At 28.9% G+C, this 23639-nt stretch carries 19 protein-coding genes; 12 read left to right on the plus strand and 7 right to left on the minus strand.

Features of this window, described 5'->3' with window-relative positions; genetic code table 11:
- Positions 1–37 precede the first annotated feature (37 nt).
- From B3W71_RS12960 to B3W71_RS12970, 3 genes are read left to right on the plus strand one after another with little or no spacing between them, the layout of a single operon-like run.
- A complete protein-coding gene (locus B3W71_RS12960; protein ID WP_346889352.1) occupies positions 38–724 on the plus strand; it encodes a response regulator transcription factor in 687 nt (228 codons plus the stop codon).
- Positions 725–2122, plus strand: a complete 1398-nt coding sequence (locus B3W71_RS12965) for a HAMP domain-containing sensor histidine kinase (protein WP_346889353.1) — start codon at positions 725–727, stop codon at positions 2120–2122.
- The gene (locus tag B3W71_RS12970; RefSeq protein WP_346889354.1) at positions 2119–3513 is read left to right on the plus strand and encodes a hypothetical protein; all 1395 of its coding nucleotides are present in this window, start codon (positions 2119–2121) and stop codon (positions 3511–3513) included. Before B3W71_RS12965 ends, B3W71_RS12970 begins: the two co-directional genes overlap by 4 nt.
- Before the next feature lie 145 nt (positions 3514–3658).
- On the opposite strand, the gene B3W71_RS12975 is transcribed toward B3W71_RS12970, so the two are convergent.
- Positions 3659–6658, minus strand: a complete 3000-nt coding sequence (locus tag B3W71_RS12975) for a vitamin B12-dependent ribonucleotide reductase (RefSeq protein WP_346889355.1) — start codon at positions 6656–6658, stop codon at positions 3659–3661.
- 574 nt (positions 6659–7232) lie between these two features.
- Between B3W71_RS12975 and B3W71_RS12980 the strand changes: the two genes are divergently transcribed.
- The 6 genes from B3W71_RS12980 (at position 7233) to B3W71_RS13005 (ending at position 10460) form a co-directional block, all read left to right on the plus strand.
- Positions 7233–7772, plus strand: coding sequence for a gamma carbonic anhydrase family protein (locus B3W71_RS12980; RefSeq protein WP_346889356.1), 540 nt, complete (start codon positions 7233–7235; stop codon positions 7770–7772).
- 97 nt (positions 7773–7869) lie between these two features.
- Positions 7870–8367, plus strand: a complete 498-nt coding sequence (locus B3W71_RS12985; RefSeq protein ID WP_346889357.1) for a GAF domain-containing protein — start codon at positions 7870–7872, stop codon at positions 8365–8367.
- 143 nt (positions 8368–8510) lie between these two features.
- Complete coding sequence (locus B3W71_RS12990; protein ID WP_346889358.1) at positions 8511–9347, plus strand: CvfB family protein; 837 nt, start codon at positions 8511–8513, stop codon at positions 9345–9347.
- Between the two features lie 211 nt (positions 9348–9558).
- On the plus strand, positions 9559–10005 hold the full coding sequence (locus B3W71_RS12995; RefSeq protein WP_346889376.1) for a DUF2975 domain-containing protein: 447 nt from the start codon (positions 9559–9561) through the stop codon (positions 10003–10005).
- A gap of 38 nt (positions 10006–10043) precedes the next feature.
- A complete protein-coding gene (locus tag B3W71_RS13000; protein WP_343827581.1) occupies positions 10044–10229 on the plus strand; it encodes a helix-turn-helix transcriptional regulator in 186 nt (61 codons plus the stop codon).
- A gap of 54 nt (positions 10230–10283) precedes the next feature.
- Entirely contained in the window at positions 10284–10460 is a 177-nt protein-coding gene (locus B3W71_RS13005) for a hypothetical protein (protein ID WP_346889359.1), read from the plus strand.
- A gap of 212 nt (positions 10461–10672) precedes the next feature.
- Here the strand turns inward: B3W71_RS13005 and B3W71_RS13010 are convergent, their stop codons facing one another.
- From B3W71_RS13010 to B3W71_RS13025, 4 genes are all read right to left on the minus strand, one after another.
- Complete coding sequence (locus tag B3W71_RS13010; RefSeq protein WP_346889360.1) at positions 10673–11743, minus strand: hypothetical protein; 1071 nt, start codon at positions 11741–11743, stop codon at positions 10673–10675.
- Between the two features lie 221 nt (positions 11744–11964).
- Positions 11965–13248 carry a helix-turn-helix domain-containing protein gene (locus B3W71_RS13015; RefSeq protein WP_346889361.1) on the minus strand — a complete coding sequence of 428 codons (1284 nt, stop codon included), beginning with the start codon at positions 13246–13248 and terminating at the stop codon, positions 11965–11967.
- Positions 13249–13470: 222 nt separating this feature from the next.
- Positions 13471–14751 (minus strand): helix-turn-helix transcriptional regulator, encoded by a 1281-nt coding sequence (locus B3W71_RS13020; RefSeq protein ID WP_346889362.1) that lies wholly within the window; start codon positions 14749–14751, stop codon positions 13471–13473.
- A gap of 281 nt (positions 14752–15032) precedes the next feature.
- Positions 15033–17684, minus strand: coding sequence for a cation-translocating P-type ATPase (locus B3W71_RS13025; protein ID WP_346889363.1), 2652 nt, complete (start codon positions 17682–17684; stop codon positions 15033–15035).
- Positions 17685–18182: 498 nt separating this feature from the next.
- Here B3W71_RS13025 and B3W71_RS13030 point away from each other — a divergent pair, with 498 nt between their 5' ends.
- Positions 18183–18605, plus strand: a complete 423-nt coding sequence (locus B3W71_RS13030; RefSeq protein WP_346889364.1) for a YaaR family protein — start codon at positions 18183–18185, stop codon at positions 18603–18605.
- A 216-nt stretch (positions 18606–18821) separates the two neighbouring features.
- On the opposite strand, the gene B3W71_RS13035 is transcribed toward B3W71_RS13030, so the two are convergent.
- Positions 18822–20726: an NAD(+) synthase gene (locus B3W71_RS13035; protein WP_346889365.1), complete on the minus strand. Its 1905-nt coding sequence runs from the start codon at positions 20724–20726 to the stop codon at positions 18822–18824.
- 33 nt (positions 20727–20759) lie between these two features.
- The gene (locus B3W71_RS13040) at positions 20760–21473 is read right to left on the minus strand and encodes a flavin reductase family protein (RefSeq protein ID WP_414632031.1); all 714 of its coding nucleotides are present in this window, start codon (positions 21471–21473) and stop codon (positions 20760–20762) included.
- 614 nt (positions 21474–22087) lie between these two features.
- Between B3W71_RS13040 and B3W71_RS13045 the strand changes: the two genes are divergently transcribed.
- Together B3W71_RS13045 and B3W71_RS13050 are read left to right on the plus strand one after the other, a co-directional pair.
- Entirely contained in the window at positions 22088–22657 is a 570-nt protein-coding gene (locus tag B3W71_RS13045) for a TetR/AcrR family transcriptional regulator (protein ID WP_346889366.1), read from the plus strand.
- An 87-nt stretch (positions 22658–22744) separates the two neighbouring features.
- Positions 22745–23407 (plus strand): hypothetical protein, encoded by a 663-nt coding sequence (locus tag B3W71_RS13050; RefSeq protein WP_346889367.1) that lies wholly within the window; start codon positions 22745–22747, stop codon positions 23405–23407.
- The last annotated feature ends 232 nt before the right edge of the window (positions 23408–23639 follow it).

A 23639-nucleotide genomic window follows, 5' to 3' on the forward strand; every position in this document is an offset into this window, starting at 1 on the left:
TTACTATTGGTGCTTTTGTACATTGGAGGTGGATGGAATGAATAAGATATTATTAATTGAAGATGAAGAACATATAAGAAAGTTTGTGAAGATAAGTCTTAAGAGAGAAGGGTTTAATGTAGTAGAAGCAGAAACAGGTGAGCTTGGTATTGAAGAGGTAGCAAAGGAGAGCCCTGATATTGTAATGCTTGATATAATGCTTCCTGGTATTGATGGATATAAGGTATGCGAAATTTTAAAGAAAAATTATCCACAGCTGGGAATTATAATGCTGACAGCAAGGGCACAAGATGGGGATAAAATTATGGGATTAGAATTTGGAGCCGACCATTATATTATAAAACCATTTAATCCTCTAGAGCTTATAGCTATTATCAAATCATTACTTAGAAGAATGGAACTAGGAAATAGCCTTAGGAGCAAGAAAATTATATCTGGAGCTTTTAAAATAGATTTAGATAGTAAGGTACTATACAAAAATGGAGAAGAGATAGAATTAACACCTAAGGAATACATGCTTATGAAGATATTCATAGAGAATCCTAACAAAGCATTTAGTAGAGATGAACTTCTAGATATGGTATGGGGATATAATTATATAGGAGAAAATAAAATTATTGATGTAAATATAAGACGTATTAGAAGTAAGATTGAAGGTAATTCATCTAAACCTAAATATATTGAAACTGTATGGGGAACAGGATATAAGTGGAGGGAAGACTAAGTGAAATCCATAAAAACTAAGATATCTAGTAGCAATATAATTGTTATAGTTATAACTGTTTTAATAGTTCAAATCATGATTTACATAGCTGTAAAAGGATATTACTATAGTAATCTTAAGGATACTATATATGGACAAATTAAGATATCATCAGATTTTTATAATACATATTTATCTTCAAATACTGTAAAAGAAAATATCTTTAATGATAATGATACCTTTTGGAGTAATACGGACTGTAGAGTTCAAATAATAGACTTAGACGGCAATATTATTATGGATTCTTCGGGATATATATCTAAGGAAAAAATATTAACTAAAGAGGTTAAGGCAGCATTTGGTGGTAATACACAGGGGGAAGCCACAACATATCAAAATGCAAATAGCAATGAGAAAATTATAAGTATGGCATATCCGCTTTTTTACGATACAGATGTAGATGGAGTATTGAGATTTAGTGCTTCAACTCAAGGTATAGACAAAAGTATACAGTATATATTATTTATAACAATTTTATTAGGATTATTAGTCATTCTCATTTCTTCCACCATAAGCCTATTTATTTCTAATAGTGTAATGAAACCTTTAAAATTAGTTTGTATAGGAGCTGAAAAAATGGCTAAGGGTAACTTTAATGAGAGTATACCTAAATACTCTAAGGATGAGATAGGTAATTTAGCTGATACCTTAAATTATATGTGCGAGGAAATATTAAAAAATGAGAGGTTAAAAAATGAATTTATATCATCTGTATCTCATGAGCTTAGAACTCCTTTAACCTCAATTAAGGGATGGGCAATTGTGCTAGAGTCATCAGACTTAGAAGACAAAGAAGAGATAAGAGAAGGACTTAAAATTATAGAATCGGAAGTTGAGAGATTAACTTATTTAGTAGAGGAACTACTGGATTTCTCAAAATTAATTTCAGGAAAGATTACCTTAAGAAAAGAAATGGTAAATGTAGATAAATTCATTCAATATATATTAAGACAATTAGAGCCTAAATTATTATCTAGAGGAATAGATGTAGAGTTTAAATCAGAAGAAGTTAAACCTATAGAAGTCGATAAAAATAGGATGAAGCAAGTCTTAATAAATATTTTAGATAATGCTATAAAATTTTCACCTAATGACTCGAAAATAGTAATTAGTATAATGGAAGATAATAAATATTTAACTATATCAATTAAAGATCATGGTTATGGAATTTCAAAAGAAGATTTACCTCATGTAAAAGAAAAGTTTTATAAGGGAAGAAATATAAATGCAAGTAATGGTATAGGACTTTCCATATGTGATGAGATTATAACTCAGCATGGGGGAATTCTAGAAATAAAGAGTGGATTACAAAAGGGGACAGAGGTTATTATAATGTTACCTAAAGGAGAAATGAAATGAAAAGATTATTAAGCATAATGATAACTTTTGTGCTAGTACTTATTCTTACGGGATGTGATAAATTTAATATAGAAGTAATGAAACCTAATAGTGATCCTATTCTAAATGGACAATGGAAGGTTCAAAATTATTTAGGAGTTACAGAGGAGGAAGTAGAGAATTGTAATTTATTAGGCAATATAGTTAGTTTCAGTAATGAAGAAGTATTTATGTTTGATAAAGTATATAAGAAAATAACCTATAAAGCAAAGGTAGTAGATGGCAAAGAATACATATATAATGCTGTAGGATTTATACCTGACTATTTAAAGGATAGCAAAGATATAGTGGTAGTTACTATATCTTCTGAGAATATATATTTAAAGGAAGTTATGGTTATAGATGGAGGAATATTAATAATGCAAGATGATGTTCTACTCTATCTTGAGAAGATAGATGATAATCCTATGAGTAATATTAAGCAGGAAGTAGACAGGGAAGAAGTAGTAAGTGACGAAAAAATTAGTAGTGGAGTATTAATAGGACTTAAAGATAAAACAGATGAAGGCTTCAGTTATAAAACTCTTTGGATAGCTTATGATGGAGAAAAAATATCTAGTCAAGAGGTGCCATTTCTACTTCTGCCACGCACAAATGGATTTTTTAAGGTTCTAGTTAATAGAATCAATAATGGAATGAACTATAAAGATAATATAGAATTTATATTTTTAAATTCCAGCCCTTCTGAAAAGCAATCTACTATAAAAAGAGATAAGGAATCAAATACAAATATATCAAAGGAAATAACCTTCATAGGAAATGATTATATAAGTATTAGAGCTAAAGAAGAAGGTGAGGGACATAAGTTAGAAAACTTAGGAACCTATTTAATTGATACTATGAATATAGAAGGAAAAGGAGCTGTATCCCTAGGAAATATTAGTGAACAGAAAAATATAACCAAATTTAATAATGAATCACAAGGGCTTCATATAGAAGATATAAATGCATTTATTAATGTTTGTATTAAGAGGAATCAAGGTAGATGGGGACTTTATACTATGAATAGTAATAAGGATGATGAAAGGGGTAAAAATAGCATAGATATACCTTTAAAGGTGTCAAAAAATGTGACTAGGTATGATAGACTATTTACGTCATGGCAAGGAATAAAAAATCAAGTGCCGTCGGCGGTAGATGCTATATCATCTCCTAATAAGAATATGGCTATTATAAAAACAAAATCAAGTTTATATGCATATAAAATAGTGGATGGAAAGATGAGTGACTCACCAGAGCTGACAATTTCCTTGAATGATGATGAAGAGATAATTATGTCAGAGTGGGCAATGGGAGAATATGTTGGGTATTGGACAGAGCAAGTAAACTCATTACTTCAATCGAATAAATAGGTATACAGTAATAGATTGTATTAAAATTAGATTTCAATTAAGTTGAAGATATATTTTTAAAATACAATTATATAGTAACTTTAAATAATGAGATAATATAAAAAGCCAGGTAATATTACCTGGCTTCTGTTTATCTTATATAATCTTAGCTACATCCAGTGGTTGTGCCGCAGTCTTGGCAAACTTTACATGTACCGTTTTTAACTAGATTTGTGCTTGAACAGTTTGAGCAAACCTCAGAGTAAATACGCTCGCCTTGAGTTTCTACTTTGTCAGGTTCAATAGAAGTGGTTGAAACTTCATGGTGATGATTTGAAGCCTTTACCACATCTTCAGGGTTAGGTTTAATTTGGCAACGAGAATAATCACCAAGTTCAATATCTATAACTTTACTGATTAAGTCAGAGATAGAGCTAACATGTTTAATATAAGGATGCTTTTGTACAAAGCCATATGGCTCATACTTTTGACCTCTAAGCATTTTAGCAATATCTGCTGCAGGAACATGATATTGTAACATAACAGAAATTGATTTAGAAAGAGAATTTAAAAGTCCAGTTATTATAGTTCCTTCTCTGTCAGTAGTTATATAAATTTCAGAAATCTCTCCATTTGCCCTTCTATTAACTGTAGTATATATTTTCACATCATCTATCTGAGCAGGATGAGTAGTTCCAACTCTAATACCAATAGGTTTCTCACGAGTAGATACAGTAGAGTAATGAGATTGCTTTTGTAATTCCTTAGCTTTAGCTAAAAGTTCTTGGTAAGTCAGTTTTTCTAAATCTGCATCATTTTCCTCTTCTAGAACTGTATTTAAAGGTTGACTAGCTTTACATCCGTCTCTATAAAGGGATATTCCTTTTACTCCGAGCTTCCAAGAATCAAGGACAACATTTTTGAAGTCATCTACAGTAGCAGTCTTAGGCAGGTTAACTGTCTTAGAAACTGAACCAGATATAAGAGGAGTAATAGCAGCCATCATCAAAACGTGACCCATAGGCTTAATATATCTCTCACCAGTTCCACATTTATTTGCTGTATCAAAAATGTGAAGATGTTCTTCTTTAAGATGAGGAGCTCCTTCAATTTTACCATCTATAATTTTTTCGTATTCATATCCATTTTCATTAACAATTTCTTTTCTAAGAATATAATCTACTATATCTTTAATTTCATCTTGTGAATATTCAAGGTTTTCGAGAGCATCTTCTATAATTGGATTTACTATGGTCATAAATCCACCACCAGATAATTTCTTATACACAAAGTGTGAGAAATATGGCTCAATAGAAGTAGCACCACAGTCCATAGCAAAGGAAATTGTTCCAGTTGGAGCTATTACAGATACTTGAGCATTTCTATATCCAAATTTTTCACCATATTCAATAGCCTCTTGCCAAAGTTCTTTTAAAAGCTCAGATAATTCAGTAGCACCTTCTGATTTAAGAATTTCATGGTTAATTTCAACAGGTCTATAATGTAAGTCTTCGTATTCACCATCTATGGCACCTGCAACTCTTCCATGATTTCTTATCACTCTAAGCATAGCATCTTTATTAATCTCATATTTTTCAAATGGTCCTACTTTTTCAGCCATAAGAGCAGAAGTAACATAAGAGGCGCCAGTAAGTACTCCTATAAGAGAAGCAGTTAATTGTCTAGCTTCCTCTGAATCATAAGCATAGCCCATTACCATAAGAAGAGATGCTAGGTTTGCAATTCCAAGACCAGTTGTTCTAAACATATATGTTTTTCTTGCAATATCTTCTGTTGGGAATTGACCCCAGTGAACAGATGATTCAAGCATAAGTTGTAGCAAAGATACCATATGAATATATCCATCTAAATCAAATACTTTACGTTCTTTATCATAGAACTTATATATGTTAATTGAAGCTAAATTACAAGATGTATCATCTAGGAATGCATATTCACCACATGGGTTAGTAGAATTTAACCTATTATGCTTTGCACCGAAGTCGCCATCTTCACCACCAGGACATGTATGCCAAGCATTAAATGTATCATCAAATTGTGGAGCTGGATCAGCACATTGCCATGCAGCTAAGTTAAAATCATCCCATAATTCACTAACTTGAATATCCTTATCAATATTTTTATCTATTCTTCCACTTAAAGTTATTACTTCATCTGGGTTTTCAGATAGATTTTCAACCTTTTGCATAAATTCATCACTAAATCTTATAGAGTTATTACCATTTTGGCCAGAAACAGTTTCATAAGCCTCACCTTCGAAGGAATCATCATATCCCATCTTACCTAGGGCACGTACCTTGTCTTCTTCCTTGGCCTTCCAGTTTATAAATTCCTTAATTTCTGGATGATCTATATCAAGGCAGACCATTTTAGCCGCACGTCTTGTAGTACCGCCTGATTTTATAGTTCCAGCATTTCTATCAAAGCCCTTTAAAAAACTCATAACTCCTGAAGATATTCCACCAGAAGAAAGCTTCTCATCTTTTGCTCTAAGGGTTGAATAGTTAGTTCCACATCCTGAGCCACCTTTAAATAATTTAGTTTCAGTTACATATTGCTCAGAAATTGAGTGAGGTCCTAAAAGCCTATCCTCAATGGATAAAATGAAGCAAGCAGAAGCTTGAGTTCTAGTATAGTTATCCACACTTTCTACAACTTTTTTAAATTTTTCATCATAGTAGAAGTGACCTTGGTGTTCACCAGTAATATCATAAGAAAGTTTTAATCCAGTATTAAACCATTGGGGTGAGTTTGGTGCATACATTTGATTTAAGAAGCAATAAACTAATTCATCATATAGTATTGTAAACTCTTCATCGGTAGTTATTAAACATTCATCCTTTAGGGATTCACACCAAAAATTAACTAATCTATGGGCTACCATTCTAAGACTATTCTCATAACCGATTTCATTAGGTACTAGAGCTCTCTTAAAATATTTAGATGCAATTATATCACAAGCATTTTGTGAATAGTGAATTGGAAATTCTAAGTCCTTCATATCCACAAGAACTGTACCTTTTTTATAGTCTTTTAAAATTACATCGACTTTTTTCCATTGAAATAAATCATATACTGTTAAATCTTTATTAATCTCTAACTCTTTTGTATAGTATCTTTTTATTATATTATTAATACTCTTCATTATAAAAGCTAATCACAATGTTATGATTAGCAAGTCACCCCCCTAAATACTTTATATACTATATATTGTGTCCGAAATGTGCCTTGGCACTATATGTTGTATTATATTATAAAAAATTTTTTCATACAACTATTGAAATTTCAATTGAATTGTGCTTGTTAGCGTATAAGATTGCTCGTAAATTAAGGAGATCTCAGCACCCTAACCACTTCAACTGACTATCTAATAAAATTTTATGACAGAGTTATAAAATTTATTATGATTTCATAATAAATATGGAAAAAATAAATGCTCGATTAAATGATTATTTGATGAAAAGTGGGAAAAAATAAATTATTACACAATAGACTTTTAAATTATGGTATTATTACTGTATATTAAAAAATTTTCAGTTATGATTAATAATTTTCTAGATAAATAAAGAAATTTTAAAAGTTTAAATTAATATATAAGTTTTAATAAACAAAACTTATTAATATTTCTTAGTGTAATCTAGGATTGTAAGTAAATTTAATGTAGAAGGTTTAATCAAACTTATATAGAATAAATTTAAGCTATAAAGGATGGGATAAAAATGATAAAAGCAGTTAAGGGAAAAGCACCAATTATAGATGATACATGTTTCATAGCAGAAAACGCAACGATAGTAGGAGATGTAACTATAGGAGAAAATACCAACATATGGTACAGTGTAGCTATTAGAAGCGACATGGATATTACCACCATAGGAAAAAATACTAATATTCAAGAAAATTCTACTGTGCATAATGATTTTGGAATATCAACTACCATAGGAGACAATGTAACTATAGGTCACAACTGCATAATTCATGGATGCAATGTAGGGAATAATGTATTAGTAGGTATGGGATCTATAATACTAAATGGAGCTGAAATTGGAGAGAATACAATTATAGGAGCAGGAAGTCTTGTAACTCAAAATAAGAAGATTCCAAGTGGAGTATTATGTATGGGAAGTCCAGCTAAAGTTATAAGAGAGTTGACAGAAGAGGAAATTGAATCCATAAGATCTTCATCTGAACATTACGTAGAACTAGGAAGAGAACATTACGTAGAACTAGGAAGAGAACATAAGAGAACCCAAGAAAAATAAAGAATACTACTGAAATGTCAAGATATTAGTTATGGTATAAATTTTGCATTTATGTAAATCTAAATAATATAATAAAATTATGCTAGGAGATATAATATTGATAAAGTTAGATGTAATCAAAAAAATGACTACAGAAGAAAAATATAAATACATGCTAATTCTCTTAGAAGGACAGTTGAGTTCAGAAAAAAATATATATGCAAATATTTCTAATGCTTCTGCTATTATATATACTATTTTTGATAAATTAAACTGGAGTGGATTTTACTTCGTAAGGGATGAAGAATTAGTTCTAGGACCATTTCAGGGGTTACCAGCTTGCAATAGGATAGCTATAGGAAAAGGTGTATGTGGAACAGCTGTAGCTACTAAGCAAATTCAAAGAATAGATAATGTTCATGAGTTTCCGGGACATATTGCTTGTGATTCTGCATCAAATTCTGAAATAGTAATTCCTATAATAAAAGATGATGTAGTTTATGGAGTATTAGATATAGATAGTTATGAATTTAATACATTTACAGAATTAGAAGAGAAATATTTAATAAAGTTTGTAGAGAAGCTTAATAAATATATTGATTGGAATCACCTATAGAAATAACTGAGAAAAATAAAATAATTATAAATAACGTGTGTATCAATGTTATTTAAATTGTAGCTTGTATTTCAAAGTAACGTAGGCTGTGAATTAAATGAAATATATTTAATAAAGCTATTTGAATAGATAGGAGAATATGAATGATAGAATTAGGAAAAATTAATACCCTTAAAGTAGCAAGAAGTTGTGAATTTGGATATTATTTAGACGCACAAGGAGAAACTACTTCTCAAGATATACTAATACCAAATGGTAATATAATAAGTGAAATAGATGTAGAAGATGAGATAGATGTATTTGTATATAGAGACTCTAAAGATAGACCAATTGCTACCATGAAGCCAGTAGAAGCGCAGGTAGGAGATGTTGCTTACTTAAAAGTAGTAGATAAAACTGGAATAGGATACTTTGTTAGCATAGGTATAGAAAGAGATGTATTAGTTCCTTTTAGAGAGGCATCCTTTGAATTAGAAGTAGATAAAGAATATTTATTTTATCTATATATAGATAAAACTAACAGAATAGCTGCAACAACTAAGGTAGATAGATACTTACATGATACTACTCACTATAATGTAGGTGAAGAAGTAGAAGGGGTAGTATACGGAAAACATTCTAATGGAAATTTATTAGTAGCTATAGATAATACCTTTAGAGGAATAATATTAAAAAGTGAATGTTATGATGATATTTCTATTGGGGATAAAATAAAGGCTAGAGTAAAGAAATACTTTGATGATGGTAAAATACAAATTACCACAAGAAAACCTCGTCTTGAGGAGATGGGAGACCTAGAGGAGGTTATTATTAAATACCTAAAGAGAAATAAAGGGTCAATGAGTTTTAATGATAAGACCAGTCCAGAGGATATAAAGAGACACTTTAAAGCTAGTAAAAATGCCTTTAAGAGAGCTTTAGGAGGCCTTATGAAAAAAGGACTTATAGAGCAAGATGAGAAGGGAACTAGGTTAAAGTAGTAGGCTGTCTTATAATAAGCTAAAGTTTGTATTAATGTTGAGCATGCACTTATATCAAAGTGTATGCTCAACATTTTATTAAGTTTAGTAAGTTATTTTGAGGTGGCTTTCTATATAGTATAAATAGGTTTTTATTGAATAACAATAATAAATTATAGACATACAAAATTTGTTATGATAAGCTTTTATAGAGGTGATAAATTTGAAAAATATGTTATTTAGAAAATTACTTTATATAATATCCGTTCTATCAGTAGTTATAACTATAATAGCAGGAGCTATATTACCAAACATAGTGAATTGGTATCTTAGTAATATATCCAGTGTTGGATTAGAAATAGGGGGAAGCGTTAAGGTATTTTTATACATAACCTATATCCCATTTTTACTAATGCTTATATCAGTAATGAAGTTAAGTGGTAAATTATTAAAGGGAAGTCCATTCTGCAAGGAGAGTATAAAGGAGCTTAAAATAATAAGTATATGTGCATTTATAGCTTTTATTGCTTATTTAATAGGATCAGTATTCATATATAAGAATTTAATTTGTGTGATTATAACTTTTGCTACCATGATGGTATTTATCATTTCTTCAGTAGTAAGAGAACTTATAAATAATGGAATAGAACTTCAAGAAGAAAATGATCTTACTATATAAGGAAGGTGGATTAATTGATAATTGTTAATGTAGATGTAATGATGGCCAAGAGAAAGATGAGTGCCACTGAACTTTCTGAAAAAGTTGGTATAACCATGGCGAACCTCTCTATTCTAAAAAATAATAAGGCAAAAGCCGTAAGATTTACTACACTAGAAGCTATATGTAAGGCTTTAGACTGTCAGCCTGGAGATATATTGGAGTATAGAGAAGATGAGGAATAATTATCTTTTAAAATATCCTATGGTGGTGTTGTGATACTAGGAGATGAAGGGACGATGAACGTCATAGGGACCAGTATATCTGATGATAATCATCAAAACGTAATAGAGAAATTAAGTAAAGATGCTAAATATTTTTATATGGATAAGAACGATAAAAATGATTTTATTATTTTTACGTTAGAAGGTAACAAATTAATGATATGTAGTTTTATATGTAAAATCTATAATTAAAACAAAAGGATTGGGAAACCCAATCCTTTTGTTTTAATTTAACTACAAATAACAACGATGTAGTTAAATTAAAAGGTAATAATGAAATTTAGTGTAATCCGAAAATATAATTATTTTATAGAGGGATATTAATAATCTGTCATATTAAATAAACTCCTAATATAATACATAAAAATAAAAAAACATAAAGTATAATTTATTACAGAAAAAGATTAAATAATTGTAAATAATTTATTTTTAGAAAAAATATTATTTAATTTACTGTAATCTATATTATGAGATTCAAGAGAAGAGAGTTTTGTATAGATATCCATCAATATACAGGAATCAATGCCTTTTAAATCTTCTAGCATCTGTATATATAAATACTTAAGTTCTTCATGATCATTTAATTGTTTATAGATTTTTTCAAGTATTAAATAACCCTTTAATAAGTATTCGTTATCATGATATTCTGAAGATAGAATAAGTCCGTTATTTATAACTTCAATTGCTTTCTTATATAAACCTTCATTTATATATAAATTAGACATGTTTATTAGTGAATGACAGAGAGTAGATCTATCATTTACTGATTTGAAATATAAAGCTTTATTAAAATATTTTAGAGCAGTTTCCTTATTATTTTTTTGTAGATAGGCTCTTCCTAAAATATCATATATATATCCAGTATATTTTTCTAATTTATCTCCAAGATTAAGAAACAGCTTATCACAGAGATCTATTGCATTGGAAGGAGAATTATTTCCAATATAACAGTTACATTTCAAAATTACTGCCTCAATATATTTAATTAAGTTATTATTAATATCCAATGAATCTAAAAACTTGTTCACATAGAAGAGTGCATTATCAAAATCCTTTAGTTTTTTATAGGTTAAAGCCAAATTGAAGATGCAATCATTATAATTATTTTTATCTTTAAGTTCGGAAATACAGGAATAACATTCACATAAGTAGGCTAAAGCCTCCTCATAGCAAAGGGTATTAATTTTACATTCAGCTAATCTATTATATATGTATATGATAGAGCTATCTTTAGTAGGAAAAGTATTATATATGTCTAAGGTTTTTGAATAGTATGTGAAAGCTTGATTAAATAAACTTTTGTTAAATAATAGATTTCCCTTTTTAAAATAGGTAGAAAGAAGTATGTCTATCAAGTTATTAGATTCACTTTTACCTATTATTTTATCAAGCTCAGTAGTATTTAAGTTAAACTTAATTTTATTAGTAAAATAAAGTCTAGGTTTAGCTTTTTCACTTAATATCAAATTATTCATCCCCCTGTTTAAATAGAAATTAGAATATTTTACTATGATTTATGTATATTAATTTGTTAAAACAAAAGAAAGGACTTTAATAGTGAGGTTAACTCATGATAAATATATTACTAAATTTGTAATTTATATTATAAATATAACATATCAGTAACATAAAGTAAATATAAAAGTGTTACGAATCATATGAAAATTAAAATAAAAAAAGGTTCACGAGAACCTTTTTAATTTAAAGATTTTTGAATTTTCTCTGCTTCATATAGAAATTCTTTAGATTTATCTACATTATTATTTTCCATATATAATATAGATAATTTTATGTATATGTTTAAAAGTTTAATTGAATCAATGCCGTCTAAAGTTTCTATTAATAGGAGATAAATTTCTTCAAGTTTACCCTTGTTATTTGATTCTATGTATATATCCTCTAATAGATAATATCCTTTTAGTATATACTCTATGTCAGAATTTTCTTTAGCTAAGGATATACCTTTATTCAATAAAGAGACTGCATTATTATAAAATTTTTGTTTAATAAATACAGTAGATTTATCTATTAAACTATGAGATAAAATAGATTTATCAAAGACAGTTCTAATAGATATAGCTTTATCAAAATAAAGCAATGCATATTCTAATTCACCTAACTTTGAATAGGTATCTCCTAAATTATTATATATATTTCCCAATGAAACACTAGGAATATTATTAAAATTATTTAAAGTAGAATTATATGTATCTATAGAGATTTTAAAGTCTCCCCTTGCTACATAGCATTTACATTTTACAATAATAGCATCTATATAATTGCTAATGTTATCTTTAGGATTTAATATATTTAGAAGTTTATCAATATAAAGTAAGGAATTATCATATTCACCTAGCTTCTCATAAATAATAGATATATTAAATATACAGTGCATAAGATTGATTTTATCGTTAAACTTATTGTAATAAGAGTAAGATTTAAATGAATAAGCAAGGGCCTCTTCATAAGATAAAGTCATACATTTACATTTGGTAAGTTTTGTATATATAAAAGCTTTATTTTTATCGTCATGATTGTCAATATAAATTTCTAAAATTTTATAGTAGTATATAAAGGCAGCATTATAACTACATTCATTATATAAAAGATCTGCTTTTGAAAAATATACTTTTATAAGTATATCTACTAAATTATATTTTTCTCCAATTTTTATAAGTTCATCTAAGTCTTCATGATTTAAATTGGATTCCAGCTTTAGAGCACAGTAATTTTTTGCCTCTTCTTTTTCAGGAAGAAGGAGATAAGTTGTATTTAGATTTACATTAATATCAAGTTCATTAGCTCTATTTTGTATGAATTTAAGAAATTTTTTTAAGGTCTCCCCGGTAAGATTTCTTTTATCACTTTCAACCATGCTAATATAATTTCTAGAAACACCAATTACTTCTAATTCTACTTGTTTAATATTTAGTTGTTTTCTAAGAGTTTTTATTCTTTTTCCGGGACTCAGGAAATCCAAAACCTTCACCTCGCTAAATAAGTATAGTTATTTATATTTTATATCTAATTATATTAAAACTCAATATGTAGAAAAATATATTAATTGCAATAATTCAAATAATTATAGCATATTAAACAATAAAAAAGCTATATTCATCATGAAGTAAAGTTCGGTGAGAATATAGCTTTTAGAAATAAATATATGGTATCTAACTATAAATAATATAGTTAGATTAAAGTACTAATTCAGTATTGATATATTCTGAGCTTTAATTAAATATTCTCTACATTTTTCACTGTATCCCATATTTGAATATAAAAGAGATAATTTAATATAAGTATTTATTAATCTTTCATAATCAGTATTTTCCAATATTGATAATAAGCTTAAATATATATTTTCTAATTTATCATACTCGTGTATAATTGAATATATTTTTTCAAGTAATTCGTATCCGGTTAACATAAATTCCTTATCAAGGTATTCCTTGGCTAAAGTTATACCTTTTTCCAATAGAGGGATTGCATCGGAATATAAATTAAGTTTAATATAAACTTTAGATTTATCAATTATTGAATGACATAGAGCCGACTTGTCCATAAGTCCTCTAATAGCAATGGCTTTATCAAGATAGAGAAGGGAATCATCTATTTTGTTAATTTCTAAATAAAGCAATCCCAGATTGTTATAGACATACCCTAGAGAAGCTCCAAGTTGATCTTCATAAACAGTTATTATATTATTATATATTTTAATAGCCATATCAAAATCATTTTTTCTTATATAACAATTAGCTTTTACAATCATTAAATCTATATATTTATTAAGATTACCTTCAGAATAAGGAAGTTTAATCAATTTATTTATATAAAGAAGAGCGTTGTCATATTCACCCATTTTTTTGTAAGTTAAAGCAATATTAAAACTACAATTTTGATATAGTTCCGTATCATTATTTTTATCAAGATGGAAATAGCATTTGAAGAAATAAGCTAAAGCATCTTCGTAACAAAGCGTTTGAACTTTACATTTACCTAACTTGTAATATACATAAGATTTAGACAAATCATCATTTAGAAGATTAAAAGATTCTAAAGAATTATAGTAATATACTATAGCCTTATCGAAATCTTTACATCTATATAAGAGATTTCCTTTATCAAAGTAAGCTTTAGATTGTACATCTATCAAGTTATATTCTTCACCGATGGATATAATTTCATCTATTTCTGTCAAGTTAATTTTTGAAGATAATCTATCATTACAATAATTTCTAGCTTCATCTTTTTTAGATAAAACCAATTTAGCCTTGTCTATATTAAAATCTCTATCTAATTCTAAAGCTCTATTTTCAAAGAAGGTTACAAGTTTTTCAAGAGTATTAGCATTAAGATGTCTTTTATCACTTTCTATCATGCTAATATAGTTTCTTGAAACACCTATTGCTTCGAGCTCAATTTGCTTTATCCCTAATTGGTTTCTTAGTTGCTTAAGTTTTTGACCTGGGCTTAAGAAATCCAAATGTTTCATCTCCTTATCTAAGCTAACTACATATACAAATAATAAATTATCTGTATAATAATTAATTATATTTTATAATATATATTGTATGATTACAATAGAAAAAGGGGCAAAGGAATAAGGGGATTTATGACAAAATATTACTTTATTTTGTACAAAATTATATAAATACACATCAATTAATTTAATAATGGAATAATTCATGTAATTGTGTAAGTTGCTATATAAAAAACAGCTCATAAAAGATTATGTTTATATCTTTTATGAGCTGTTTTTTATTTCTACTTATCTTTAACAAATAACTTTATTATTTCATTGATAACTAGAGGTATTAAGCTGAGGATTATGACAACTCCCCAATCCGCTAAAGTTAGTGGTATAACATTGAACAGTTTAGCAATAGGTGGTATATAGATAACTGCCATCTGTAATCCAATACCAACAAGCATTGCGTAAATTAAATACATGTTTGAGAATAAACCAATTTTAAATATAGATTTGTCAGTACTTCTCATATTTAAAGCATGAATTAATTGAGTTCCACTAAGAACTACAAAGGCTATAGTTTGAGCATGCATTAAAGCTTGGGGATTATTAGCTACGTTAACAAGAGTAACTCCAGCATCACCATATTTCATAACTCCATAAATGAAGCCTATAAGAGTTAATACACCAATTAATATACCATTAAATAAGAGAGTAAATATAGATCCTTCAAATAAACTATCTTTAGGGTCTCTTGGCTTATGCTTCATGACATCCTTATCACCTGGGTCTACACCAAGAGCAAGGGCAGGAAAGGAGTCTGTTATAAGGTTAACCCATAGTATATGAGTTGCATTAAGTGGTGCTGCCCATCCAAAGAGAATACCAAAGAATAGAGCAACAATTTCACCAGCATTACAAGAAATTAAGAATACTACAGATTTTTTTATGTTATTGAATATATTTCTACCTTCTTCAATAGCTGTTACTATAGTGGAGAAGTTATCATCTGTTAATACCATGTCAGATGCACCTTTAGCAACGTCGGTACCAGTGATACCCATAGCTACGCCAATATCAGCAGCTTTTAATGATGGAGCGTCGTTAACACCATCTCCAGTCATAGATACAATATTTCCTCTAGATTTAAAGGCTTTAACTATTCTAACCTTATGCTCAGGAGATACCCTAGCAAAAACTCTAAGATTTTCACATTTCTTTGCCAAGTCTTCATCTGATAGGCTATCTATGTCAGCTCCACTAGCTACTTGATTTATATCTTCTGCAATAGATAGCTCCTTAGCAATAGCAAAAGCTGTATTTTTATGGTCACCAGTAATCATTATAGTTTTTATACCAGAAGCTTTACAAGTTTCTATAGAATCTTTAACCTCAAGTCTAGGAGGATCTATCATACCAACAAGACCAATAAAGGTTAAATCTTTTTCTAATTCATCAACTTTTATATGGGTAGAAGTAATAGTTTTAAAAGCAGATCCTAAAACTCTTAAAGCATCATCAGACATAGTTGTAGCAACTTTTAAGAAGTTACTTTTGATTTCTTCAGTCATTGGTACGACTTCACCATTAATATAAACAGAAGTGCATATGTTTAGAAGATTATCAGTTGCACCCTTAGTCATTACATAGAATTTATCTTCATATGAGTTTACTGTAGTCATTAATTTTCTATCAGAGTCAAAGGGTATTTCATCAACTCTTCTATGAGTTTTGTCTAACTCTTCTTTAAATAAATTGAACATATTTCCCATATCTAAAAGTGCTATTTCTGTTGGATCTCCAGTTTTTGATGTAGCAGTAGAGGTAGCATCATTACAAAGAACTATGTTTTCAAGTAAAAGTTTCTCACCATTACTATTAATATTGAAATCTTTAACATTACTTAGTTTATTATCTACAAAGTATTTAACTACTGTCATTTTATTTTGAGTTAATGTACCAGTTTTATCAGAGCAGATAATATTTACAGACCCTAAAGTTTCTACAGAAGGAAGCTTTCTAATAATAGCATTTTGCTTTATCATTCTTTGAACACCTAGGGCAAGAACTATAGTTACTATAGCTGCGAGACCTTCTGGAATAGCTGCAACGGCAAGACTTATAGAAATCATAAACATATCAGTAACGCCTCTACCTTGGAATAAACCTACTGCAAACATAACAACACATATACAAATAGCAACAATACCTAGCATTTTTCCGAGTTGTTCAAGTTTCTTTTGAAGAGGTGTAAGCTCATTTTCACCTTCATCAAGCATTTTAGCTATTTTACCAATTTCAGTATTCATACCTGTGGCAACAGCAATACCTATAGCCCTACCATAGGTAGCTAAGGTTGACATAAATAACATGTTCTTTTTATCGCCAAGAGATACCTTTTCATCTTCAAGTACAAGATTTGCATCCTTGTCTACAGGAACAGATTCACCGGTAAGGGCAGATTCTTCTACCTTTAAGTTAGCGCTTTCGATAAGACGAATATCACAAGGAATAAATCTACCTGCATCAATAATGATTACATCTCCAGGTACTACTTCCTCTGAAGGAATTTCTACTAATTCTCCATTACGCTTTACTATAGCCTTCGGTGTTGATAATTCCTTTAGTGCATCAAGGGCCTTTTCAGCCTTAGACTCTTGAATCATTCCAACTATTGCATTAACGAGAATAACGATACCTATAATAATTGCATCACTAATTTCTTTTCCTACGACTATAGATAGTATGGCTGCAACTATAAGGATATAAATTAGGATATCATTTAGTTGTGCAAAGAATAGTTGAACTTTAGTCTTTTTCTTTTTAGATGCCAGTTTATTAGCTCCATACTTGGACCTAATTTCCTCAACTTGAGATGAAGTAAGACCAGTATCTGGATTGGTGTTAAACTTACCTATAACATCATCAATAGAGTCATTAAAATACATAAAATCACCTCATAATTATTAATATTAAGCCATACTCTAAATCTTAGACTTAGTTAGTAGAACTTACTTAAAGTTAATAAAAGAAAAAATATTCTTTTATTAATATTTGCAAAAACTTGATTACATATGTAGGGAATGTATGTAAAAAGAAAAGACTCATATATAGTGTAAGAACTATACATGAGTCTCATTATTTAATGCAAAGCCAGACTTAAAGCCAAGATGTTGACATTGCCATAGGATAATCCTACTAATTACTCCCTCATATGTAATTATATTTTATACATAAATTATAAGGGATGTACTACTAAATTACAAGATATTTTTTATTTAAATTTAACAAATAAATTAGACATAATTCCATAAAATAATATACCTAAAAATCCACAAAAATCTTCATAATGATCCCTTAAATAATTTAATTAGTAAATAGTAAAAAATATAGCTAAAACCTTTAACTTTATTTATAATATAATTAAAGGACAAGGGGGTGTTCATATGGAAATATCAAAAGTTGGAAGAAATACTCCAATACAAAGAGAAAGTAAAGTTGTAAATAACAAACAGGAGTTCTCTAAAAACTTTAACTTTGCTAGAGAGCAAAAATCAGAAGAAGATCTTAAGAAAATGCTTAAAAATATAAGTGCTAAGGGGAATAGACTTGTAATTTCCAAGTGCTATGCTGATGTTAGGGCTTATAAAAGAGAAATAAAAGCGTATTTAGAATCAGTACTAGCATTTATGTATTCTATAAAAAAGGATATAAGTTTTTGGCAAACTCAATACTTTGTGACGGTGGAGACTATAGATAATAAGCTAGAAGAATTAACGCAGATGCTACTTAGCGAAGAAAGAGAAAATCTAGATGTAGCCAGCACTATAGATGAAATATCAGGTCTTATAGTAGACATTTATAAATAGTATTTTATAAATTATAATAATAAATTATAGTTATTTTGTAATATTATATTATAATAAAATATTCTACATATTAAGTTAATGAACCACTGATAATAAACAGAGTTATTAGGCAACTAATTATCCTTCTGGATAAACAGATTTTTATTATCAGTGGTATTTTTATATCATATCTTTAAGATTTACTTAACAAAAGAGTACTTCAAATTATAATTAGATTTAAAGAAACCCATTATAACTAGCATCTGATGGCATTCTTAAATCCCCTCTAGGAGAAAGGCTTATAGAGCCAACCTTAGGACCATCAGGGAGAGCAGAACGCTTAAATTGTTGAGTGAAGAATCTAGTTATAAATTTATTAAGCCATTTGTCGATAACTTCTTCATCATAAATATTTTTAAAGGCAACCTTAGACAAGAATTCTATACGCTCTTTAGAAGCGCCATGCTTCATGAAGTGATATAGAAAGAAATCATGAAGCTCATATGGACCTACAATATCCTCAGTTTTTTGAGTAATATTTCCATTCTTATCCTTAGGAAGTAACTCTGGACTCACAGGAGTATCTAAAATATCAATAAGAATTTTACTTATCTCAGGAGTACTTTCGTGATCAGCTACATAATCTACCAAATATCTTACAAGAGTTTTTGGAATAGAACAGTTCACGGAGTACATAGACATATGATCTCCATTATAAGTACACCACCCAAGAGCTAACTCTGATAAATCTCCGGTTCCAATTAACAATCCACCTTCCTTATTAGCAATATCCATAAGAATTTGCGTTCTTTCTCTTGCTTGAACATTTTCATAGGTTACGTCATGCTGTTCGACAGGATGACCAATATCTTTAAAATGTTGTAGAGAAGCAGGTACAATATTTATTTCTCTTAAATCTGTACCTAGGTGTTTGCAAAGGTCTAGTGCATTATTATAGGTTCTATCCGTAGTACCAAAACCAGGCATAGTAATGGTTACAATATTTTCCCTAGGCATTTTAAGCATATCAAAGGTTTTTATTACTACTAGTAGAGCCAGAGTAGAATCAAGGCCGCCAGAAATTCCTATAACTGCCTTCTTTGAACCTGTATGAGCAAACCTCTTAGCAAGAGCTGATGTTTGAATATTAAATATTTCCTTAGAACGTTTATCTCTTTCAAGAGGATTACTAGGTACAAAAGGATGTTTATCTATATATTTGTCAAATTTATCAATATTTATATTATTAAATTCAAAGTTTATAGTTTTCATATCAAAAGGAATTAATACTTTATTATCTCTGAAGCTTATATTTTTTAATCTTTCAGCCTTTAGTTTATCCACATCTATAATAGCTGTGATAATCTCATTTTCACGATTAAATCTTTCATTTTCAGCTAAAATTCCACCATTTTCACTGACTAAAAGATGACCACTAAATAGTACATCTGTGGTAGATTCAAATACTCCACTAGAAGAGTAAATATAGGCTCCCATACATCTAGCACTTTGATTTTTTATTAAATCTCTTCTATAATCAGCCTTACTAACTAGCTCATTAGATGAGGAAAGATTGCATATTATATTACAACCAGCTAAAGATAAGAAGCTACTTGGGGGAATAGTAACCCAAAGATCCTCACAAATTTCTAATCCAATACTGATATCACTACTTCTAAACATTAGGTTAGTACCAAAGGGAATATTATCTTGGAAAGAAAGGTTAACTATTCTAGAAGTAATGTTAAGACCGCTACTAAACCAACGTTTTTCATAGAACTCAGAAGCATTAGGTAGGTAGCTCTTTGGAACAATACCTAGAACCTTACCATTAAAGATAAGGTAAGCTGCATTGTAAAGGACATCGTCATATTCAAGAGGAGCACCTACAGTAAATAAGATATCTCTTCCTTCGGAAAATACACAAAGGTTTTCAATAGCTATCTCCGCCTTTTTAAGTAGTTTTTGTTGAAAAAACAAATCTGCACAGCTATATGAAGTTATAGAAAGTTCAGGAAAAACTAAAATTTTAACTTGATCTTCTATAGCTTTCTCAACACATTTTTTTATTTCATCTAAGTTAAAATCTACATCTGCTACCTTAGTAACAGGACAAGCAGAACCAACTTTTATAAAGTTCATTAAACATCGCACCTTTCACATTAAATATATTTCTTATATACGAGTTCTTTTCTTAGTTTTTGTTTTTTTAGATTTATTAATCTTATTATTTTTATTACTATGTACCTTTTCTTTTTTCACTGAGGTAGTTTTAGTAGCTTTGTTATGCTTTTTTATACCTTGATCTTTAGGTTTAATAGTAGCTTTTTTAGCCACAGAATATCCAAATTTTCCAAGAGGATTAGGAATTAAACTGAAGTACTCACCGTGAGAGTAGGAAAGCAAGTCTGCTTTTTCAAAGTGAATTTTTCCTTTTTCATCTATAAGATTATTTTCCACATGACAATTAACTATTTCAGCTAAAAATAAATCATGGGTACCTAGAGGAGTTATGGATTTTACTATACACTCAAAGGCAACAGGACACTGATTAATAATGCCACAAGAAATATCCTTAGCCTCACTGAGAGTTAAGTTCATATCCTTAAATTTGTCAGTAATTCTTCCACTTTTTACTCCACAGTAGTCTACGGCTTTCACTAGGGTACTAGAAGTTAGATTTACTACAAAGGCACCACTTTCTTTTATATATTCATAGGACAATCTTTCAGGACGAATAGCTACGGTAATCATAGGAGGTTTAGTACAAGCTGTACCTATCCAACCTACAGTAAATACATTATCTTTTCCTTTAGAATTTCTACTAGTTATCATCACTGCTGGAACAGGATTTAGCATAATACTACCCTTAAAAGTAGTTTTAGCCATAATATCACATCACTTTCTAATTTTAACATAAGCCGAATATAAATAAACTGAATTATACACTAACATGACGGTATTAGTATAAAAATATCATTTATTCATAGGATAATAATTACATTTAATAATGAAGTAAAATAATTAATTTCATCTCATATGTATTATATAGCAAGTCGGGTATATTTATCAAAAATAATAAACATCTAAGATATAGAATAGATGTTTATTATAGTAGAATAATTAAAATCAATACCTTAATACCTTAATACCTTAATATCTTCATATTATCTTTCACATGGGATAGTTTTTTCATGCCAACCATGGCTGAAAGAATACCTTTAGTTTCAATTACATATTTTATTAAGTAGGTTAGTGGTAATAATGACTGTTACATATTTACTTATCATAATAATATTTCTTTAAACTTTATATTTAGATTATAGGGGAAATTTTTGAATAAGAACAGACTGTTTGTATGAGTAATTTTAGATTATAATACAATTATAGGAAGTAAATTAGTTTAATAAATTAAGATAGTAGGAATAAAAAAATCTTATTGACTTTAGAATATAATTGTTATAAGATTTATTTGAACAAAGTTCAAATTAGGAGTAGATAAAATGAATAAATTCTCAGAGAACCCAAGAGAGATCATACTTGAAGGAGCAAAAGCAATTGCTTTAGAGCAAGGAATTTCAGCAATAAATATAAGGGCTGTAGCTAGTAGATGTAAAATTTCTGTAGGAACAGTTTATAATTCTTTTTCAACAAAAGGAGAATTACTAGTGGCAGTTGTTGAAGACTTTTGGAGAGAAGCCTTTAATGATTTTGACAAATGCTTAAGAGGAGATAAGAATATTTTTGAAAAGATAGAGCTATTATATAATAATCTATTTATTTATCTAGATAAATTTCAAGAAAATTGGATAGAACAATTATCTTTATTAAGTAGTAGTGGGAAATCTCTTGGAAGGAAAAGAGAGCACGAGTTTTTTGAAAAGGTTCGTAAAAGTATAGTTAATCTACTAGATTCTGAAGAGATCATTAGTAATGAAACTTGGACTAATGATTTAACTAAAGAAGGAATGGCTAAATTTATTTTTAATAACATGTTGGCTATGCTTAAAGCTAGAGAAGAAAATATAGCCTTTTTTATAGAAATTTTAAAGAGAATTATTTATTTAAAATAAAGCTAAATAATTATGCCATACTAAGATATGGTATTTTATATACTTTTGAAATGAACAATGTTCAAATAAGAGATGAGGTGATTTATTATGCAAGGAATTATGGAAACACTTTTCGATGTTGTATATCTTACAACAGTTATAATTATTGGAATCATTATGATTAAGAAAAGTGGACAAAATAAGCAATACAGATTATTTGGAATTATGGCAGTGATTTTAGGGTGTGGAGATGCTTTCCATCTAGTACCAAGGGCCTATGGATTACTTACTACTGGATTAGAAGCTAATGCTGCAGCTTTAGGTATAGGAAAGCTAATCACATCTATCACAATGACTATATTTTACGTTGTTTTATATCATATATGGAGAATTCGTTATGAGGTTAAAAGTGAAAAAGGTTTAACTACTATTATCTATACTTTAGCCATTGTTAGAATTATCTTATGTGCTTTTCCACAAAATCAATGGTTATCATATAATGCTCCAGTTTCCTGGGGAATATATCGTAACATTCCCTTTGCTATGTTGGGAATTATAATCATATGGATTTTCTATAAGAAGATTAAAGAAACTAATGATAGAGGCTTTAAGTTTATGCCCCTTGCTATAACTTTATCCTTTGGATTTTATGTTCCAGTGGTACTATGGGCAAATACTGTACCTATTGTGGGAATTTTAATGATACCTAAAACTCTAGCCTATGTATGGGTTGTATTTATGGGATATAGAGAAATGAGAAAACTTTTATAATGATATGAACAGAGCAACTAGTTATTTATATAACTAGTCTCTAGGCAACTATGTTAATAGTTGCCTAGAGAAAATTTTAAAATGTTAAATAGAGAGTCTAAAAAAATAATAGAAAATTTTAAGAACAAGTCCTACTTAAAGATAATAACTTTAAGTAGGGCTTTGTTATATAGGCCTGTAGTATAAATTGTAAAAATAGTATAAAATATAGTTATAGTAACAGGTCTAAAGT

Origin of the sequence: Clostridium sp. UBA1056 (genome assembly GCA_002316385.1) — a bacterium.
In the GTDB taxonomy this organism is placed as follows: Bacteria; Bacillota; Clostridia; order Clostridiales; family Clostridiaceae; genus Clostridium_J.

What these genes read in the sequence shown, in the direction of transcription:
- B3W71_RS12995 (WP_346889376.1), top strand. Translation starts at nt 9,559, where the DNA reads ATGTTATTTAGAAAATTACTTTATATAATATCCGTTCTATCAGTAGTT.
- B3W71_RS13035 (WP_346889365.1), bottom strand. Translation starts at nt 20,726, where the DNA reads ATGAACTTTATAAAAGTTGGTTCTGCTTGTCCTGTTACTAAGGTAGCA.
- B3W71_RS13050 (WP_346889367.1), top strand. Translation starts at nt 22,745, where the DNA reads ATGCAAGGAATTATGGAAACACTTTTCGATGTTGTATATCTTACAACA.
- B3W71_RS13040 (WP_414632031.1), bottom strand. Translation starts at nt 21,473, where the DNA reads ATGGCTAAAACTACTTTTAAGGGTAGTATTATGCTAAATCCTGTTCCA.
- B3W71_RS12960 (WP_346889352.1), top strand. Translation starts at nt 38, where the DNA reads ATGAATAAGATATTATTAATTGAAGATGAAGAACATATAAGAAAGTTT.
- B3W71_RS13000 (WP_343827581.1), top strand. Translation starts at nt 10,044, where the DNA reads ATGATGGCCAAGAGAAAGATGAGTGCCACTGAACTTTCTGAAAAAGTT.
- B3W71_RS12980 (WP_346889356.1), top strand. Translation starts at nt 7,233, where the DNA reads ATGATAAAAGCAGTTAAGGGAAAAGCACCAATTATAGATGATACATGT.
- B3W71_RS12975 (WP_346889355.1), bottom strand. Translation starts at nt 6,658, where the DNA reads ATGAAGAGTATTAATAATATAATAAAAAGATACTATACAAAAGAGTTA.
- B3W71_RS12990 (WP_346889358.1), top strand. Translation starts at nt 8,511, where the DNA reads ATGATAGAATTAGGAAAAATTAATACCCTTAAAGTAGCAAGAAGTTGT.
- B3W71_RS13010 (WP_346889360.1), bottom strand. Translation starts at nt 11,743, where the DNA reads ATGAATAATTTGATATTAAGTGAAAAAGCTAAACCTAGACTTTATTTT.
- B3W71_RS13005 (WP_346889359.1), top strand. Translation starts at nt 10,284, where the DNA reads ATGAACGTCATAGGGACCAGTATATCTGATGATAATCATCAAAACGTA.
- B3W71_RS13045 (WP_346889366.1), top strand. Translation starts at nt 22,088, where the DNA reads ATGAATAAATTCTCAGAGAACCCAAGAGAGATCATACTTGAAGGAGCA.
- B3W71_RS13025 (WP_346889363.1), bottom strand. Translation starts at nt 17,684, where the DNA reads ATGTATTTTAATGACTCTATTGATGATGTTATAGGTAAGTTTAACACC.
- B3W71_RS13030 (WP_346889364.1), top strand. Translation starts at nt 18,183, where the DNA reads ATGGAAATATCAAAAGTTGGAAGAAATACTCCAATACAAAGAGAAAGT.
- B3W71_RS12970 (WP_346889354.1), top strand. Translation starts at nt 2,119, where the DNA reads ATGAAAAGATTATTAAGCATAATGATAACTTTTGTGCTAGTACTTATT.